The following is a 16,541-nucleotide window of genomic DNA, read 5'->3' as shown; positions in this document are numbered from 1 at the left end:
GGGAGATGTGTATAAGAGACAGGCTTTAGGGGCGTTTACGTGCCCCTCGGCGGGGTGGGCTGTGGATAAGTCGGGGGAGCAGGGGCTGGTTCTGGCAGGGTGGCGGGCATGCCACGACAGCGGGCCGCGCTTCCAGCGGCGCTCCAGGACTCTGCGTTCACCGTCGCGCGTGCGACCGAGGGAGGGGTGAGCCGCAAACGCCTGCGCGCACCCGATCTGATCACGCCGGTGCGCGGGACGCGGCTGACGCCGCAGGCGGACGGCCTGGTCGCCCGCTGTCGCGCATACGCTCTGCATCGCGGGCTCGACTTCGCCTTCAGCCACACCACCGCGGCGACGCTCTACGGGGCTCCGCTGCCGCACGGGGACGAGCGCATCCATGTGAGTGTGCGTGCCCCCGGCCGGGCCCCGACGATCGGTGGCTTCGCGGGGCACAAGCTCACACGCTGGGAGACGTGGACGATCGGCGACCTCCCCGTGACCACACCGGAGCAGACCTGGCTCGACCTCGCGCAGCTGCTCCACCGGGATGCGCTGGTCGTGGTGGGGGACTTCTTCGTCGGAGGGGACGAACCGCTCACCGACCGCCTCACCCTGGCCCGGGCCATCGCGGCGTCGCCCGGGCGCCGGGGTGTCGCTCGCGCCAAGGAGGCGCTCGAGTCGATCCGGACCGGCTCGGAGTCACCGGGCGAGTCGCGGCTGCGGCTGGTCCTGGCGGATGCGGGCCTCCCGATCCCGTTGCTCAACCACGAGCTCCGGGACGCCTCGGGGATGTTCGTCGCCCGGATCGACCTGGCCTATCCGCGTGAACGCATCGCCCTGGAGTACGAGGGCGACATCCACCGCGTCGACCGGCAGACCTGGCGCAAGGACATCCGGCGACGCGAACGCGTGGAGGATCTCGGCTGGCGGATGATCCGCGTCACCGCTGACGATGTCCACCGACCCGCAGAGCTGGTCCAGCGCATCCGAAGGCTGATCGAGGGGCACGTAAACGCCCCTAAAGCGCGGTTTTAGGGGCGTTTACGTGCCCCTCGGCGGTGGTCAGAGGGTGGTGGGGGCGCCGAAGGCGGCGGCGGCGGCGCGCATGGCGGTTTCGGCGCTCGCGACGGTGATGAGGCTGTTGCCTGCGACGATGTGGAGGCCGTAGGCGTCCTCCAGAGCGACCAGGTTCATGGCCAGCGTCTCGACGGGGAGCGCCGGCGCGAAGACGCCCGCCGCGGCGCCGCGCTCCAGGATGCCGGTGTAGGTCGCGAGCTGGCGCAGGTACATCCGTTCGACCAGCTCGTCGTGCAGCGTGGAGGTGCCGGCGAGCACGTCGAACTCGTAGAGCAGGCGCATGAGGGCGTCGTCCGGGCCGCTCGGCAGGCCCTCCCGGATGGCGGCGGCGAGCTGCAGCTGCGGCTCGGGGATGCCGGCGACCACGGCGTCCCGGTGGTCGCAGAACCGTTCCAGGCCGGCGCGGTGGGCCTCCACGAGGAGCTGGTCGAGGTCCTCGTAGTAGTAGAGGATCGCGCCGCGGGTGAGTCCCGCCTTCGCCGCGACGTCGGCCAGCGAGAGCGAGCGGAGGCCGCGCTCGCCGACCGCGCTGAGCGCCGCCTCGATGAGGTCGGCGCGACGCTCATCCTGCTTCTTCGGCCGGCCCATGAGTCGACCCTACCGGCGCGCGGCGACCCGGTTCGCTTGACACCTCTCGCGGCGGCGTGGCACACTCGTGGAATTCTTTGACGCAAGTGTCAAAGAATTCTCCTCACCGTCGATGGGACCATCGTGACCGCAGCTCAGACCGCCGACCTCCTCCTCACCGGAGCCCGGGTCAGGACCTTCGACGACGCGCAGCCGTGGGCCGAGGCCGTCGGCGTGACGGACGGCCGGATCAGCTACGTCGGCCCAGCCGCGGACGCTCCCGCCGCCCGTGAGACCCGCGACCTCGGCGGCGGCCTCGTCACGCCCGGCATCATCGACAGCCACAACCACCTCCTGCTCGGCTTCGACCCGGACGCGGTGAGCCTGGAGGGCGCCGAGACGCTCGAGGAGGTCCGCCGCCGCATCCGCGAGCTCGCCGAGCGCCGCCCGGACCTCGACTGGATCTGCGCCGAGAACGCCGTCTACTCGATCGTGCCGGGCCGCCGCCCGAACGCCGCCGACCTGGCGGGGCTCACGGACCGCCCGGTGTTCGTCACCACCTACGACCAGCACTCGGTCTGGCTCAACGACGCGGCCCTGCGCGTGCTCGGCATCGCGGGCGGGGGCGACATCCCGTGGGGGCGCCCGGAGCGGGACGACGACGGCCGGCCGACCGGCTGGGTCACCGACTTCTACACCAGCGCCATGACGACCGCGGGGCTCGCCGGCCTGCAGCGCGACATCCCGCTGTACTCGCCCGAGCGGCGCTACCGCCGCCTGCTCGGCAGCCTGGCGCTCGCCACCGCGTCCGGGATCACGACCGTCGTCGAGCCGCAGGTCCCGCTCGCGGAGATCGGCCTCCTCGAGCGGGCGCGCGAGCGCGGGCTGCTCAGCTCACGGGTGATCGCGGCGCTGTTCCACCCGATCGACGCGGACGCCGCGTTCCGCCGCGAGCTGCGGGAGGCCGTGGACGGCGCGACGACCGACGAGCGGCTGCGTTTCGGCCCGGTGAAGCTCTACGCCGACGACGTGATCGAGCCGCACACCGCGTGGATGCTCGACGACTACGCCAACCGTCCCGGCCACCGCGGCCACCCGTCCGCCCCGGTCGGCGAGCTGACCCGCATCGTCACCGAGCTCGACCGGCTCGGCTTCCAGACCCACACGCACGCGACCGGGGACGGCGGCATCCGCCTCGCCCTCGACGCGATCGAGGCCGCCTCGCGCGCCAACGGCACCCGCGACCGCCGGCACGGGATCGTGCACGTCGAATGCCTGCATCCGGACGACCTCCCCCGCTTCGCAGCGCTCGGCGTCACGGCCGCGATGCAGCCGCGGCACTGCTCGCCCGACCTCGTCGCGGGCACCTGGATGGAGAACGTCGGCGAGCAGCGCTGGGACCGCGCCTGGCGGCTGCGCTCGCTCAGGGAGTCGGGCGCGCACGTTGCCCTCTCCAGCGACTGGCAGGTGGGGGAGATGGACCCGCTCGTGGGGTTCTACTCGGCCCTCACCCGGGCTGGGCTCGACGGGCGCGACGCCTGGACGCCCGCCGAGCGGATCGGCCTGGACGACGCGATCCGCGGCTACACGCGCGAGGGGGCGTGGGCGTGGCACGCGGAGGGCGACCTCGGCGTCCTGCGGGTGGGGGCCCGCGCCGATGTGGTCGCGTGGTCGGGGGACCTCTACGAGCACGAGGGCGACCCGGCCGCGCTGCTTCAGCAGGGGGCGGCGCTGACGATGGTCGGCGGCGAAGTCGTGCACGACGCCGACCGCGACGCGCCGGCGCCGGAGCAGTTCGGGGCGCTCGCGCACTGCTCGGCGGCGGGGCATTAGCTCACTTCTTCCATCCAACCTGCTCCTCTCACCCCGCAGCGAAAGGACCCACCCGATGTCCCAGCTCGACCCCGCCATCTCCCCCGCCCGCTCCGCCGAGACCGCCGACGACCTCCAGGCCGCCGGGCTCCGTCGCAGCCTCACCCTCCGCCACATCGTCTTCCTCGGCCTCGCCTACATGGCGCCGCTCGCGGTCTTCGACACCTTCGGGATCGTCGCCGACATCACGCACGGGCACGTACCGCTGTCGTACCTGCTGGTGCTCGTCGCCGTGCTCATCACCGCGCTCAGCTACGCCAAGATGGTCCGCTTCTACCCGCGGGCCGGGTCGGCGTACACATACACCCGCGAGGCGATCAACCCGCACCTCGGCTTCCTGGTCGGCTGGGCGGCGACGCTCGACTACCTGCTGCTGCCGATGATCAATGCGCTGCTCTCGGCCATCTACATGACGGCGGCGTTCCCCGAGGTGCCGTCGTGGGTGTGGATCCTCTCCACCATCGTCGTCTGCACCGCGCTGAACCTGATCGGCGTGCGGATCGCGGCCAAGGTCAACGTCATCCTGGTCGTCATCCAGGTGGTCGTGGCCGTCGCCTTCGTCGGCCTCACGATCAAGAACATCGTGGAGGGCGCGAACGGCGCGCACTTCTCGGTCGCTCCGTTCTTCTCGCCGGGGATCGACGCGGGCGCCATCGCGTCGGGCGCGGCCATCCTGGCGCTGTCGTTCCTCGGCTTCGACGCCGTCAGCACGCTCGCGGAGGAGGCCGAGTACCCGCGGCGGGACATCCCGCGCGCCATCCTGATCATCGTCGGGGTCGCCGGCCTGTTCTTCGTGAGCGTCACCTACGTGATGCAGGTGCTGTTCCCCGACGTGTCGACAGTCGGCAACATCGTGGGCGCGTCGCCGGAGATCGCGAAGTACATCGGCGGCGCGGCGTTCCAGGCGCTCTTCATCGGCGGCTACATGGTGGCCGTGCTGGGGTGCGGGATCACGCAGCAGATGAGCGCGGCACGCCTCCTGTTCGCGATGGGCCGCGACGGCGCGCTGCCGCGGTTCTTCGGGCGGCTCAACACCGCGGGCGTCCCGGCCGGGAATGTGCTGCTCATCGCGGCGCTCGCGTGCTCGGCCGTGTTCCTCGACCTCAGCCGCGCGGCCTCCCTCATCAACTTCGGCGCGTTCGTGGCGTTCATCTTCGTCAACCTGTCGGTGATCTTCACCTACATCCGGTTCGTGAAGCGGCGCGGCTGGCGGACGGCCCTCGGGTTCGTGGTGCTCCCCGCGCTCGGGGTGGCGGTCAACGTCGCCCTCTGGTTCAGCCTGGAGCCGAGCGCGATGGTCGTCGGCGGCGTCTGGGTCGCGCTCGGACTGGGCTACCTGCTGTGGCGGACGCGGCTGTTCCGCGTCGCGCCGCCTGCCTTGAGCGGCCCCGTGGAGCAGCTCTAACCCCCAACCCAGCATCGAGGGGCACGTCGTTGTCGTTTCGGAGGCCCGAAAGTGACAACAACGTGCCCCTCGTGTGTGGTGGGTTGGTGAATGGGGGCGCTGGAGGTCAGGCGTCGGTGGCGGCCTGCAGGGCGGGCCGGCGGCGGCGCCGCGGGAGCGCGGCGATGAGGAGCCCGGCGAGCGCGAGCCCCGCGCTCAGGTACAGGCCGGGGCGGTAGTGCGCGAGCTGCTCGGCCAGGCCGGCCGCGCCGCCCGCGGCGGGTGCGGAGCCGCCCGCGATCAGCGCGGTCGTGACCGCCAGCGCGAGCGCGCCTCCCACCTGGGAGCTGGTCTGCACGAGCCCGGCCGCGAGGCCCTGCTCGTCGTCGTGGACACCTGTCGTCGCCTGCACCTGGATCGCCGGGAAGCCGATCCCGAATCCGACGCCGAGCAGCACCACCGGCGGCAGCACGTCCAGCCAGTAGACCGGCGCGGTGCCGAGCCGGAGGAACAGCAGGTAGCCGGCGGAGAGCGATCCCAGGCCGACGATGATCAGCACAGTCGGCCCGAAGCGGTCGATCAGCCGGTCGGTGAAAGGAGCGCTCGCGACGACCACCAGCCCGGTCGGCAGCAGCGCGAGCGCCATGCCGAGCGGGGACCAGCCGAGGACGTCCTGCAGGTAGAGGGTGAGCACGAACTGGAACGACACGTACGAGCCGAACAGGGTGATGGCGGTAAGGTTCGCCCGCAGCACCGACGCGACCCGGAAGATCCCGAACCGGATGAGCGGATGCCGCACGCGCAGTTCCAGGATCACGAACGCGGCGAGCAGCGTCCCAGCGACGACGAAGCCGAGCACGGTCGGCAGCGAGCCCCAGCCTGCTCCGGGCGCCGAGACCACCGTGTAGACGAGGAGCAGCATCCCGGCCGCCAGCAAGATCGCGCCGAGCACGTCGTGACCGGCGCCCCGCTCCCGGGCGTCCTTGGGGACGAAGAGGAAGCCGAGCACCAGGGCGAGGACGGCGAGCGGGACGGAGAAGAGGAAGGTCCAGCGCCAGCTCAGCGACGTCATCAGGCCGCTCATGATCAGGCCGAGCGAGAAGCCGCTCGCCGCGAACGTCGTGAAGATCGAGATGGCCTTGTTGCGCTGGGGCCCCTCCTCGAAGTTGGTCGTGATCAGCGAGAACGCGGCGGGCGCGGTGAAGGCGGCCGCGACGCCCTTGACGAACCGGCTGGCGATGAGGAGGCCCGCGTCCATCGAGAGGCCTCCGGCGAGGGAGGCGACGGTGAAGACGCTCAGCGCGACGAGGAGCACCGTGCGGCGGCCCAGAAGGTCGGCCAGGCGCCCGCCGAGCAGCAGGAGGCTGCCGTAGCCGAGCACGTAGCCCGACACGATCCACTGCAGCGCGCCCGGCTGGAGGCCGAGCTCCTTGCCGATCGAGGGGAGGGCGACGCCGACCATCGACACGTCGAGGCCGTCGAGGGCGATCACGATGCAGGTGGCGAAGAGCAGCAGCCAGCGCGCGCGGCTCCAGCGGATGGCCGGGGTGGACTTCGAGGGCGGCGACGGCCGGACGGCGGGGCGGGAGGCGGTGTCGGAGTTCAGCACGAGGGCAAGTCTATGACACGGAATAGATTGTGTCAGCAAAGTATGCACATTCATGTAGTTCGCAAGAAAGCGAGCGTATCATTGCATCCGTGAACGAACCGGTCGACGTCTCGGCCCGCTGGCGCGAGTTGCAGGGCCTCTACCTGAACACCGCCGCGGAGCTGGAGCGCACCCTCCAGCAGAGCCATCAGCTCGGCCTCAGCGAGTACGAGGTACTCGACCTCGTCGCCGGCTACGCGAACGAGTCGTGCACCATGCGCAACCTGGTCGACCTGACCCCGATGACCCAGAGTGCGCTCTCCCGGATCGTGGAGCGCCTGGTCAAGGCCGGGCTGGTCGAGCGCAACACCTGCGACTACGACCGTCGCGCCTTGTTCGTCGGCATCACCGCGGACGGCGCGCGCGTGCACGACGACGCCAAGCGCGAGTACGACGGGCTGCTGGAGCGGGCCTTCGCAGGGGCGGCGTCCGGCGCCTGAGACGACGAGAGGCGGAGCCCGTCCGGACTCCGCCCCACGCCAACGCGCTCGGCCTCAGTCGCCGGCTAGCTGCGTTTTGTAGTCGGAGATCGCCTGGTTCGCGGCCGTGGTCGCGTCGGTGAGCGCCTGGTCCATGGTCTTCGAACCGGAGAACGCGGCCTGCATCTGCGGGATCATCGCCGCGCGGATGGCGCTGAAGGCTCCCGTGAAGCAGCCGTGGCTGGCCGGCACGTCGGCGACGTTCTTGACCTCGTCGATCGCGACCCGGGCGACCGGGTGGGAGGCCAGGTAGTCCTTGCGCGCCGACGAGTTCTCCAGCGCGCTGTTGGCGGGGACGTAGCCGGTCGCCTCGCTGAACGTCGCCTGCGAGGCCGGGGAGGCGAGGAAGGAGATCAGCTTCCAGCCGGCGACCTGCTGCGCCGGGGTGGCCTGGTTGCTCAGCCACATGGCCGAGCCGCCGACGACGGTTCCTGCCTTCGAGGCGGGCGCGGACAGCGGGAACGGCAGGGCGACGTACGGGAACGTGGTGCTCTTCGCGACTGAGGCCGCGACGGCGGACGAGTTGAACATCATCGCGGTCTTGCCGGCCGCGAACGCGGTGACGGCGTTGTTGTTGTCCGTGCCGACGTCGAGCCCGGCTCCCGCCTTGTAGATGCCGGCCATCGTGCTGAAGGCCTTCACCTGCGACGGCTGCTGGAAGCTGACCTTGGCGGCGCTCTTCGTTCCGCGGCCGTTGTCCGGCGTGCAGTACAGGTTGCCGCTGGTGGCGGTGAGCTGCTCGAACCACCAGTCGTCGAACGCCTCCGCGATGCCGGGGACGCCGGTGGAGTCCTTGATCTTCGTCGCGGCGGCGGCGAGGCCGTCGAGCGTCTTCAGCGTGGAGGTCTCGACGCCCGCCTTCTGCAGCAGCTCGGTGTTGACGAACAGCAGCGGGGTGGACATGTTCATCGGGACGGCGGCCAGCGTGCCGTCAACGCTGTAGTAGCGCTTGCCGGCGGGAGCGAGCTGGCTGAGCTTCAGGTCGCCCGGGTTGGCCGCGGCCATCGCCCCGGGGGACACGCTGCGCTTGACGTCGTGGAGGAAGCCGGAGGAGATGTCGTTGCTGAGGGTGACGGTCGGGGTCGACTTGTCGCGCAGCGACGCCGTGTACTTGGCCAGGAGGTCGGCGTAGGAGCCCTGCGCGCTGGTGTCGACCTTGATCTTGCCGGCGTTCTCGGTGTTGAACTCGTCGATGAGCGACTGGAGGGCCTGCGCGTTGATGCCGCCGAGGCCGTGCCAGAAGGTGATCTCGGTGACGCCCTTGGCTTTCGCCAGGGCGGACGGACCGGGAGCGCCCGACGCGGACGGCGTGGCGTGCGTGTCGGCGCCGGCGCTGCAGCCGGCCAGCGAGAGCAGGAGGAGCGCGGCGGCTCCCAGGGTGACGGATCTCTTCATTGCGGTTCGTTCACTTTCTCTGGGTGGGTGGTGGGGTTCAGCGGAGGACGCCACGCGACATGCCGGAGAGCAGGAACCTCTGGCTGACGATGACGAGGATGACGGTGGGCAGAAGCACGAGCGCCGTGCCGGCGAAGACGGCCGCCGGTGCCGTGGACTCCGAGGACACGAGCTGGGAAAGCCCGACCTGCACGGTGCGGTTGACCGGGCTGTCGGTGATGAGCAGCGGCCAGAAGAAGCCGTTCCAGGCGAACAGCGCGCTCCACATGATCGCGGTGGTGACCTGCGTGCGGCAGGCGGGCAGCACGACGAGGAGGAGCGTGCGGAGGTCGCCGCAGCCGTCCAGCCTGCCGGCCTCCCAGATCTCCCGCGGCAGTGAGGCGAACGCCTGGCGGAGCAGGAAGATCGGGTAGCCGAATGCGAGGTAGGGGATGATGATGCCGAACACGGTGTCCCGCAGGCCCAGGCTGCTGACGAGCTGGTAGTTCGGCACCACCAGGCTCTCGCCGGGGATGGCGAGCGTCGCGATCACGAGCGCGAAGGCGATCCCGCGGCCCCGCCACTTGGGGAACACCAGCGCGTAGGCCGCGAGGGCGGAGGTGACGAGCTGGCCCAGCGTCTGCAGCACCATCACGACGATGCTGGTCAGGTACTGCTGCCCGAGCGGGATCGCGGTGAGGGCCGCGCTGAAGTTGTCCAGGGTGAAGTCGCTGGGCGGCGGGAAGAGCCCGCTGCGCACGAACGAGCCCGTGCGGAAGAAGCCGCTCACGAAGGTGAGGTAGACCGGGAACGCGATCAGCACGGCGAGCACGAGCAGGACGAGCAGGCGCGGGAGGTCGGCGGCGCGCAGGCGCGGGCGGCGCGGACGCGGGAGGTCGGCGACGCGCAGGCGCGGACGCGCGGTTCGGGGGACGGAGCCGGTGACGCTCATGCGGTGACCCTCCTGTTGATGAAGCGGAACTGGAGCCAGGTGATCAGCGCGACGATCAGCACGAGGACGACGGCGACCACGGAGGCCCGGCCGTAGTCGGGCGTCCCCTGGCCGAACGCGTACATGTAGAGCTGATAGACGAGCGTCGTGGTGCCGCCCGCGGGGCCGCCTCCGGTGAGGATGCGCACCTGGGTGAACGTCTGCAGACCGGAGATGGTCTGGGTGACGAGCAGGAAGAACAGGCTCGGGCTGAGCAGCGGGATGAGGATCGAGCGCACGAACCGCGTCCCGGACGCCCCGTCGAGCTCGGCGGCCTCGATGACCTCCGGCGGGAGGGTGCGCATCGCGGCGGCGAGGACGAGGAAGGCGAAGCCGAGCTCGTACCAGGCGGTGGTCAGAGCGATCGTGACGATCGCCCAGCCCGGCTGCTGCAGCCAGGGGACGGCGCCGATCCCGACGTGAGCGAGGATCTGGTTGACCACGCCCGCCGCCGGGGCGAACATCCCCGAGAAGATCGCCGATGCGGACGCCGCGGAGAACGCGAACGGGAGCGAGAAGACCACCCGGAAGACGCCGCGTCCCGGAATCCACTTGCGCAGCAGGATGACCGCCGCGAGCGCGACGCCGACCGACATGGCCATCGACAGGCCGGCGATCAGGATCGTGGTGCCGACGACCTGCCAGAACGACGGCTGCCCGAGGAGCCTCGCGTAGTTCTGGAGGCCGACGAACCGGGTCGGGTCGCCGAACAGGTCGGTTCCGAACAGGCTGAGCCGCACGCCGGTGACCAGCGGGCCGTAGAGGAAGACGGCGATGAGTACCGCCGCGGGGAGCAGCAGCCACGGGCCGATGCCGGCCCGGATGCCGCTGCGGGCGCGGCGCCCGGGTGCTGTCGTCTGTGTCATCTCTCTCCTGCCCGCATCATTACGGGAACGTTCCCGGTTTGATGGAAAGTACCAGAGCGGACGATGCTCCGCAACGCGGAAGCCGTCGGCGCAACCCTGGTGGTGTTTGCTAACCTACAGAGCATTCGGGAACGTTCCCGGTGACGCAGGGTTACGCCTGGGTGAACAATTCGTGCGATCAGGGAGGGTGCAATGCGGACCGAGGCGAGTGGAACTCCGGCGCCGATCGCGCGCTCCCGGATCGCGCCGCCCGGTGCGCCGTCCCCCGCGATCATCGGCCACCGCGGCGCCAGCGGCTACCGGCCCGAGCACACCACCGCGGCCTACGAGCTCGCTTTCGCCCTCGGAGCGGACGCCGTGGAGCCGGACATCGTCGCCACCCGCGACGGTGTGCTGGTCCTGCGCCACGACGCCGAGATCTCCACCACCACCGATGTGGCCGCCCGGCCGGAGTTCGCCGCGCTGCGCACCACGAAGGAGATCGACGGCGCCGTGCTCGACGGCTGGTTCACCGAGGACTTCACATGGCGGCAGCTCGAAACGCTGCGCTGCGTCGAACGGCTGGACGCCCTCCGGCCGCTCAGCGCCACGTTCGACGGGCGCTCCGGCATCCTGCGCCTGCGCGACCTGCTCGCACTCGTCTCGGCCGCGTCCGACCGGCACGGGCGCGGACTCGGGATCGTCGCCGAGCTCAAGCACGCCACCTACTTCGCGTCGCTCGGCCTGCCGCTGGACGAGCTGTTCCTGGTCGAGCTGGCCGAGGCCGGCTGGGACCGGGGCGCGCCGCTGGCCGTCGAGAGCTTCGAGCAGGACGTCCTGCTCTCGCTCGCCGCGCGCGGGCTCGACGCCGACCTGATCTACCTCGTGGAGGCGCACGGCGCTCCGGCCGACCGCGTCGCCCGGTCCGGCGCGATGGCGAGCGCATACGACGACGACGTGACCGACGCGGGACTCCTCGAGCTCGCCGCCGCCGGGCTCACCGGCATCAGCGTCGACCTGTCCCGGATGCTCCGGACGACCGGGGAGGGCGCCCTGGCCGCGACCGACATCGCCCGCCGGGCCGCTGCGGCCGGGCTGCAGACGTACTGCTGGACGCTGCGCCCGGAGAACGAGTTCCTGCCGCCGTCCGCACGCCTCGGCGCGGTGCCCGGCGCACCCGGCGACTGGCGGCGCATCTTCGAGCCGGTCATGCGCAGCGGGGTCGCCGCCGTCTTCGCCGACCATCCCGACCTCGCGGCGAGCGTGCGGGAGGCGGCGACCGGCGAATAGGCTGGCGCCACCCCGTCCCTCCTCGCCCACCAGGGAGCCACCGTGCCACGCGAGCGCACCAGACCACCCACGATCATCGACGTGGCGAAGGCGGCCGGCGTCTCCAAGTCAGCCGTCTCCCGTGCCCTGCTCGGCCAGGGCGAGGTGAGCGAGAGCGTGCGGCAGCGCGTCATCGAGGCGGCCGATCGGCTCGGCTACGTCGCCAATGCGATGGCGCGCGGCCTCGTCTCCGAGCGCACCAAGACCCTCGGCGTCGTGCTGCACGATGTGACCGACCCGTTCGCGGGCTACCTGCATGTGGCGATGCAGACCCGGGCGACCGAGCTCGGCTACGCCGTCGTCACGGCGACCAACCCGGGCGAGCTGACCCTCGACAACGCGCTCACGGCGCTGCGGACGCTGATCTCGCTCCAGGTCGACGGCCTCCTGGTCTGCTCGGCCCGGTTCCCGTCCGAGCAGGTGCTGCCGTTCGTCGACCGGCTCCCCGTGGTCGCGGCCGGCCGCCGGGAGACGGCGCTCTCCAGCGTCTGCGTGGACGACCGCGACGGCGGCGAACGCCTCGCCGACCACCTCCTGGAGCTCGGCCACCGGACGGTCGCGGTGATCCTCGTGGACGGCGCCTACTCCTACAGCCAGCACCTGCGCGGCGTGGCCATGATCGCCCGACTCCGCGAGGCCGGTGCGACCGTGGTCGTGCGGGAGGTCGCCACCAACGCCGACGTGCGCGCCGTGCTGCCTGACCTCGTCGGTCTGCCGGACCTCACCGCGATCATGTGCCCGAACGACCGCACCCAGGTGGCCGTCATGGAGTACTGCCGGGCGGCGGGCGTCGACGTGCCCGGCCGGCTCTCGGTGACCGGGTTCGACGGGATCGGGCCGCTCACGACCTCCCTGCTGGAGCTGACGACGTTCCGCCAGCCCATCGAGAAGATCGGTCGCGCCGCGGTGGAGCTGATGATCGACGCGATCGAGCAGGGCGCGGGGGAGCCGGGGCAAGTACTGATGCGCGGTGAGCTCGTGCCGGGCGCGACGGTCGCGGCTGTGCGCTGAGCGCGCTTCAGTCCTCGGACTCGGTCGGCCACCAGCGGCTTCCGACCACCTTCGGATCGAGGCTGAGCCGCTGCACCGCGCGTTCGAGCACGCCGGGCACCCCCGGATCGGCCGAGCTGACCCGGGCTATGACCGTCACATGCGCGTGCGGGCCCGGGGCACTGTCCACCGAGTGCAGGACGAGGTCGGGGCGGTCGACGGCGTGGAGGACGAGCGCCCGGACGCGGGACTCGCTCTTCTCCGTCGTCTCGGCCTCCAGGGTGAAGTCGCCGAGCTCCTCCGCGTCTTCGGCGTCCGTCGGGTCCTCGGCCCAGCGCCGGGTGCGGCGGTTGACGAAGGAGCTGATCGGGCGCAGCAGGATGTTCGTGCCGACGATGCCGGCCGCGCCGACGACGGCCATCAGCAGGCTGCCCGCGCCGGCGAGCGAGCCGACCGCGGCGGCGCACCAGAGCGTCGCGGCGGTGGTCAGCCCGCGGATGTTGAAACCGTCGCGCAGGATCACGCCCGCGCCGAGGAAGCCGATGCCCGAGACCACCTGCGCCGCCACGCGCGTCGGGTCGGCGTCCGGCCCGGTCAGCCCGACCGAGCCGACGATGACGAACAGCGCGGCGCCTGCGGCGACGAGGGCGTTGGTGCGGATGCCGGCCGTCCGCAGCCGCCACTGCCGCTCCAGCCCGATGGCCGCGCCGAGCGCGATCGCCACCAGCACGCGGACGGCGAGCCCGAGGACCAGCGCAGGATCGTCCATCGTCACTCCTTCGACAGCGTTCCACTACCGGGAACGTTCCCGGCCCACTATACGCACTCCCCACCCCACCGTCGAACGTCGAGGGGCACGTAAACGCCCCTAAAACGCACTTTTAGGGGCGTTTACGTGCCCTTCGGCGGTGGGTGGGGTGGGGAGTTGGGGTGGGTGGTGGGTGGGGGCGCGCATAGCATGGGGGGCATGCGCGCGATCGTCCAGGACGAGTTCGGCGACCCGGCACGGGTCCTCACGGTGGAGGAGCGGCCGCTCCCCGAACCGGGAGCGGGGCAGGTGCGCGTGCGCACGGTCCTCTCGCCCATCCACAACCACGACCTGTGGACCATCCGCGGCACGTACGGTTTCAAGCCGTCCCTGCCCGCCGGCTCCGGGACGGAGGCCGTCGGCGTCGTGGACGCGGTCGGCGACGGCGTCACGGCGCTCGCCGTCGGGCAGCGCGTCGTCACCGGCGGCACGTTCGGCGTCTGGGCGGAGGCCTTCGTCGCGCCGGCCGGGGCGCTCATCCCCGTGCCGGATGGACTGAGCGACGAGGTGGCCTCCCAGCTCGTCGCGATGCCGTTCAGCGCGCTCAGCCTGCTCGACTACCTCGACGTGAAGCCGGGGGACGTCATCCTGCAGAACGCGGCGAACGGCGCGGTCGGGCGGCTGCTCGCGCAGTTCGCGGCGACCCGTGACGAGAAGGTCATCGGGCTGGTGCGCCGGCAGCACGACGCCGACGCGCTGGCGGCGCAGGGCATCCCGAACCTGGTCGCGACCGGCGCCGACGACTGGCGGGAGCGCGTGCGCGCCCTCGCGGACGGCGCGCCGATCGTGGTGGCCGTCGACTCGATCGGCGGCGAGGCGAGTGGCGACCTGCTGGCGCTCGTCTCGGAGGGCGGCACGCTGGTTTCGTTCGGCTCCACCGGTGGCGAGCCGATGCGGCTGTCGTCCGGTGACCTCATCTTCAAGCAGGCCGTGGTCAAGGGCTTCTGGGGCAGCAAGGTGAGCTCCTCGATGGAGCCCGGCAAGCGCGCGGAGCTCTTCGGCGAGCTGATCCGCGCCGCCGCCACCGGCGCGATCACACTGCCGGTGGAGGCCGTCTTCGGGTTCGACCAGGTGCGGGAGGCCGTGGACGTCGCCACCCGCCCCGGCCGCACCGGCAAGGTGCTGCTGCGCCCCTGAAGAACGAGACGGGCGTCGCGACACGCCGTGATCGTGTCGCCCGGATTGGGGGACGGATTCGTGTCCTCCAAATGACCCACAGAACGGTCTTTCTGGTTATGCTCGGCGTGACGCATCCTAGCGTCGCAGTTACAGCCTTTCGCACCGACCCGACGCAAGCTGAAGGACGTACCATGAACCCGACATTCGGTACCACTGTTGACCCCGAAAAGGCCGCGGAGCGCGCACATGTGCTCCTCGAGTCCGAGATCACCGCCCGCCTCGACGCGGTCCGCGACCTCGCCAAGCGGCTGAACGACCTCGACACCGCCATCGCCGACTACCTGGCCGGCTGGCAGCTCGCCCAGCGGGCAGGCTGGACCGAGGGCACCCTCACGGACATCGGTCTGCGCGCCCCGGAGTCGCTGCCCGCCGCGAGCGGACGCCGTGCCGCCGACGGCGACGCCGCGCCCTCCTCCTCATCGCCGGCGGCCTCCACCACGCCCTCCAGCCCTGCGCTCGCCCCGGTCGTCGCACTGACGCCGCCGCCCGCGCCCGCTTCCGCGCCGGTCGCGACCGCCCCCGCCTTCGGGCCCGCTCCGACCCTCGGCTCGGTGTCGTCCTTCCCGGCGACGGCGAGCACCCCGACCGTCGTCAACACGCCGACCCACTGAGGCCCGGGCGCCGAGCGCCCGCGTCCCACCACGCACGCGTCCCACGACGCCCGCGCGCCGCGCGCCCTCGTGCGCCCTCCCACCCGGAACAGTCACGTCTACTCGAAGGACACGTCTGTGAACCACCACAGCTCTTACGACCGCGCCCACGATGACGCGCAGCGGCTCGCCCGTCGCCACGAACGCGACCTGCACTGGGCCAAGGAGCGTCGCCGTCAGCAGGAGCGGGAGATCGTCGCGGCCTCCGCGCTGCTCGCCTCGAGCCCGTGGGCGCTCGCCCGCCGCACCATCCTGGTCACCGTCTCCCTGTTGGTGGCGGTGGCCGTGGCCGAGGGCTTCGCGACGGCGGCGCACCTCCCGGCCGGCTGGCTGCTGCTCGCGGACGCGGTGGCGGTCGCGGTCGCGGTGGCCGTGCTGATCTGCGCGGCGGTCGCGCTAGCGGGCGTCCGCTCCCGCCGGGCGGCCGCGCGCGCCCTGGTGCGCTCGCACGACGAGCGCCTGTCGCACACGCAGTACCACATCAGCGAGAGCGTCCACACGTTCATCGATGCGCACGCGGAGGTCGTCAACACGCGCCCGGCGAACGTCGCCCGGAACGCGGCGGCCTGAGAGACGCGCAACGTTTCTGCGTGCTCTCTTAGAGCTTGCTGAGCCGAACAGTGCTTGACTGAGACGTCCGCCCGAAAGGAGCCCCGTCTCGTGAAGCCCGCCCAGCTCAGCATCCCCCGACACTGGATCGTCTGGACCGTCGTCCTGTTCGTCCTGACCTTCGCTCTCGGCTTCGCCGCCAAATTCGTCGTCGCCCTGCGTTTCGATTCGCTGGACGCCGCGGTCAACAAGGTGAACTCGCCGCTGCTCGACAAGGTCGCCCTGCTGCTGGACCAGCTCGACAGGCCGACGATCGTCGCGGTCATCCTGGTGATCACCTTCGTGATCCTGCTGTTCGTGAAGGGCTGGAGGCTCGCCCTCGGCGCCGTGCTGGTCACCGGCCTCGGCTGGCTCACCACGCTGATCGTCAAGGCGGTCGTCGCCCAGCCGCGCCCGACGACCGCCGGGCTGACCCACCTGCTGCATGTGAACCCGGCGACGCTCAGCTATCCGAGCGGCCACGTCGTGTTCGCCGCCGCGCTCGTGACGGCCCTCGCGATGGTGTGCCGGGGAGCGCTCTCCCGCACGATCGTCATCGTGGTGGGCGCGGTCTTCGTCGCCGTCGTGATGTGGTCGCGGCTGTACGTGGGCGTCCACTACGGCACCGACGTGATCGGAGGCGTGCTCAACGGCGTCGCGGGAGTCCTGCTGTTCGCCGGGCTCTGGAACCTCGTCGCCGGGCGCGTGTTCGCCGGCAGCGGGCGCCGCGTCGCGGCTTAGTCGACAGTTCCACCGAAGCCCCGTTGCGATTCGATCG

16 protein-coding genes are annotated in these 16,541 nt (G+C 71.4%); 10 read left to right on the top strand and 6 right to left on the bottom strand.

Annotated features, from left to right (window positions below):
* Positions 1-186 precede the first annotated feature (186 nt).
* A complete protein-coding gene (locus ACFRFH_RS03495; protein ID WP_382461623.1) occupies positions 187-1,017 on the top strand; it encodes a hypothetical protein in 831 nt (276 codons plus the stop codon).
* Between the two features lie 27 nt (positions 1,018-1,044).
* Here the strand turns inward: ACFRFH_RS03495 and ACFRFH_RS03490 are convergent, their stop codons facing one another.
* On the bottom strand, positions 1,045-1,647 hold the full coding sequence (locus ACFRFH_RS03490; RefSeq protein ID WP_382461622.1) for a TetR/AcrR family transcriptional regulator: 603 nt from the start codon (positions 1,645-1,647) through the stop codon (positions 1,045-1,047).
* Between the two features lie 123 nt (positions 1,648-1,770).
* Here ACFRFH_RS03490 and ACFRFH_RS03485 point away from each other — a divergent pair, with 123 nt between their 5' ends.
* Together ACFRFH_RS03485 and ACFRFH_RS03480 are read left to right on the top strand one after the other, a co-directional pair.
* Positions 1,771-3,459 (top strand): amidohydrolase, encoded by a 1,689-nt coding sequence (locus tag ACFRFH_RS03485; RefSeq protein WP_382461621.1) that lies wholly within the window; start codon positions 1,771-1,773, stop codon positions 3,457-3,459.
* Positions 3,460-3,514: 55 nt separating this feature from the next.
* A complete protein-coding gene (locus ACFRFH_RS03480; RefSeq protein WP_382461620.1) occupies positions 3,515-4,903 on the top strand; it encodes an APC family permease in 1,389 nt (462 codons plus the stop codon).
* A gap of 106 nt (positions 4,904-5,009) precedes the next feature.
* Here the strand turns inward: ACFRFH_RS03480 and ACFRFH_RS03475 are convergent, their stop codons facing one another.
* A complete protein-coding gene (locus ACFRFH_RS03475; RefSeq protein WP_382461619.1) occupies positions 5,010-6,491 on the bottom strand; it encodes an MFS transporter in 1,482 nt (493 codons plus the stop codon).
* A gap of 89 nt (positions 6,492-6,580) precedes the next feature.
* On the opposite strand from ACFRFH_RS03475, the gene ACFRFH_RS03470 reads away from it, so the two are divergent.
* Positions 6,581-6,970, top strand: a complete 390-nt coding sequence (locus tag ACFRFH_RS03470) for a MarR family winged helix-turn-helix transcriptional regulator (RefSeq protein WP_382461618.1) — start codon at positions 6,581-6,583, stop codon at positions 6,968-6,970.
* Between the two features lie 54 nt (positions 6,971-7,024).
* Here ACFRFH_RS03470 and ACFRFH_RS03465 read toward each other — a convergent pair whose 3' ends face one another.
* From ACFRFH_RS03465 to ACFRFH_RS03455, 3 genes are read right to left on the bottom strand one after another with little or no spacing between them, the layout of a single operon-like run.
* On the bottom strand, positions 7,025-8,404 hold the full coding sequence (locus tag ACFRFH_RS03465) for an extracellular solute-binding protein (RefSeq protein ID WP_382461617.1): 1,380 nt from the start codon (positions 8,402-8,404) through the stop codon (positions 7,025-7,027).
* Between the two features lie 37 nt (positions 8,405-8,441).
* Positions 8,442-9,335, bottom strand: a complete 894-nt coding sequence (locus ACFRFH_RS03460) for a carbohydrate ABC transporter permease (protein WP_382461616.1) — start codon at positions 9,333-9,335, stop codon at positions 8,442-8,444.
* Positions 9,332-10,240, bottom strand: a complete 909-nt coding sequence (locus ACFRFH_RS03455) for a carbohydrate ABC transporter permease (RefSeq protein WP_382461615.1) — start codon at positions 10,238-10,240, stop codon at positions 9,332-9,334. The genes ACFRFH_RS03460 and ACFRFH_RS03455 overlap by 4 nt, the downstream gene beginning before the upstream one ends.
* A gap of 192 nt (positions 10,241-10,432) precedes the next feature.
* Between ACFRFH_RS03455 and ACFRFH_RS03450 the strand changes: the two genes are divergently transcribed.
* Complete coding sequence (locus tag ACFRFH_RS03450; RefSeq protein WP_382461614.1) at positions 10,433-11,509, top strand: glycerophosphodiester phosphodiesterase family protein; 1,077 nt, start codon at positions 10,433-10,435, stop codon at positions 11,507-11,509.
* A gap of 42 nt (positions 11,510-11,551) precedes the next feature.
* Positions 11,552-12,559: a LacI family DNA-binding transcriptional regulator gene (locus ACFRFH_RS03445; protein ID WP_382461613.1), complete on the top strand. Its 1,008-nt coding sequence runs from the start codon at positions 11,552-11,554 to the stop codon at positions 12,557-12,559.
* Between the two features lie 7 nt (positions 12,560-12,566).
* Here ACFRFH_RS03445 and ACFRFH_RS03440 read toward each other — a convergent pair whose 3' ends face one another.
* Entirely contained in the window at positions 12,567-13,307 is a 741-nt protein-coding gene (locus ACFRFH_RS03440) for an MgtC/SapB family protein (protein ID WP_382461612.1), read from the bottom strand.
* 198 nt (positions 13,308-13,505) lie between these two features.
* On the opposite strand from ACFRFH_RS03440, the gene ACFRFH_RS03435 reads away from it, so the two are divergent.
* The 4 genes from ACFRFH_RS03435 to ACFRFH_RS03420 all read left to right on the top strand — a co-directional run bounded on the left by ACFRFH_RS03435 (position 13,506) and on the right by ACFRFH_RS03420 (position 16,504).
* Complete coding sequence (locus ACFRFH_RS03435) at positions 13,506-14,483, top strand: zinc-binding dehydrogenase (protein ID WP_382461611.1); 978 nt, start codon at positions 13,506-13,508, stop codon at positions 14,481-14,483.
* A 173-nt stretch (positions 14,484-14,656) separates the two neighbouring features.
* Positions 14,657-15,136, top strand: a complete 480-nt coding sequence (locus ACFRFH_RS03430; RefSeq protein ID WP_382461610.1) for a hypothetical protein — start codon at positions 14,657-14,659, stop codon at positions 15,134-15,136.
* Positions 15,137-15,253: 117 nt separating this feature from the next.
* Positions 15,254-15,745: a hypothetical protein gene (locus tag ACFRFH_RS03425; RefSeq protein ID WP_382461609.1), complete on the top strand. Its 492-nt coding sequence runs from the start codon at positions 15,254-15,256 to the stop codon at positions 15,743-15,745.
* Between the two features lie 90 nt (positions 15,746-15,835).
* A complete protein-coding gene (locus ACFRFH_RS03420) occupies positions 15,836-16,504 on the top strand; it encodes a phosphatase PAP2 family protein (protein WP_382461608.1) in 669 nt (222 codons plus the stop codon).
* The last annotated feature ends 37 nt before the right edge of the window (positions 16,505-16,541 follow it).

Source organism: Leifsonia sp. NPDC056824 (assembly GCF_042789575.1).
Lineage (GTDB): Bacteria > Actinomycetota > Actinomycetes > Actinomycetales > Microbacteriaceae > Leifsonia.
This window is presented reverse-complemented; position numbering and strand designations above follow the sequence as displayed.

Excerpts from the sequence above, each read along its gene's own strand:
- ACFRFH_RS03435 (WP_382461611.1), top strand. The coding sequence starts at position 13,506 with ATGCGCGCGATCGTCCAGGACGAGTTCGGCGACCCGGCACGGGTCCTC.
- ACFRFH_RS03490 (WP_382461622.1), bottom strand. The coding sequence starts at position 1,647 with ATGGGCCGGCCGAAGAAGCAGGATGAGCGTCGCGCCGACCTCATCGAG.
- ACFRFH_RS03430 (WP_382461610.1), top strand. The coding sequence starts at position 14,657 with ATGAACCCGACATTCGGTACCACTGTTGACCCCGAAAAGGCCGCGGAG.
- ACFRFH_RS03460 (WP_382461616.1), bottom strand. The coding sequence starts at position 9,335 with ATGAGCGTCACCGGCTCCGTCCCCCGAACCGCGCGTCCGCGCCTGCGC.
- ACFRFH_RS03455 (WP_382461615.1), bottom strand. The coding sequence starts at position 10,240 with ATGACACAGACGACAGCACCCGGGCGCCGCGCCCGCAGCGGCATCCGG.
- ACFRFH_RS03465 (WP_382461617.1), bottom strand. The coding sequence starts at position 8,404 with ATGAAGAGATCCGTCACCCTGGGAGCCGCCGCGCTCCTCCTGCTCTCG.
- ACFRFH_RS03450 (WP_382461614.1), top strand. The coding sequence starts at position 10,433 with ATGCGGACCGAGGCGAGTGGAACTCCGGCGCCGATCGCGCGCTCCCGG.
- ACFRFH_RS03480 (WP_382461620.1), top strand. The coding sequence starts at position 3,515 with ATGTCCCAGCTCGACCCCGCCATCTCCCCCGCCCGCTCCGCCGAGACC.
- ACFRFH_RS03440 (WP_382461612.1), bottom strand. The coding sequence starts at position 13,307 with ATGGACGATCCTGCGCTGGTCCTCGGGCTCGCCGTCCGCGTGCTGGTG.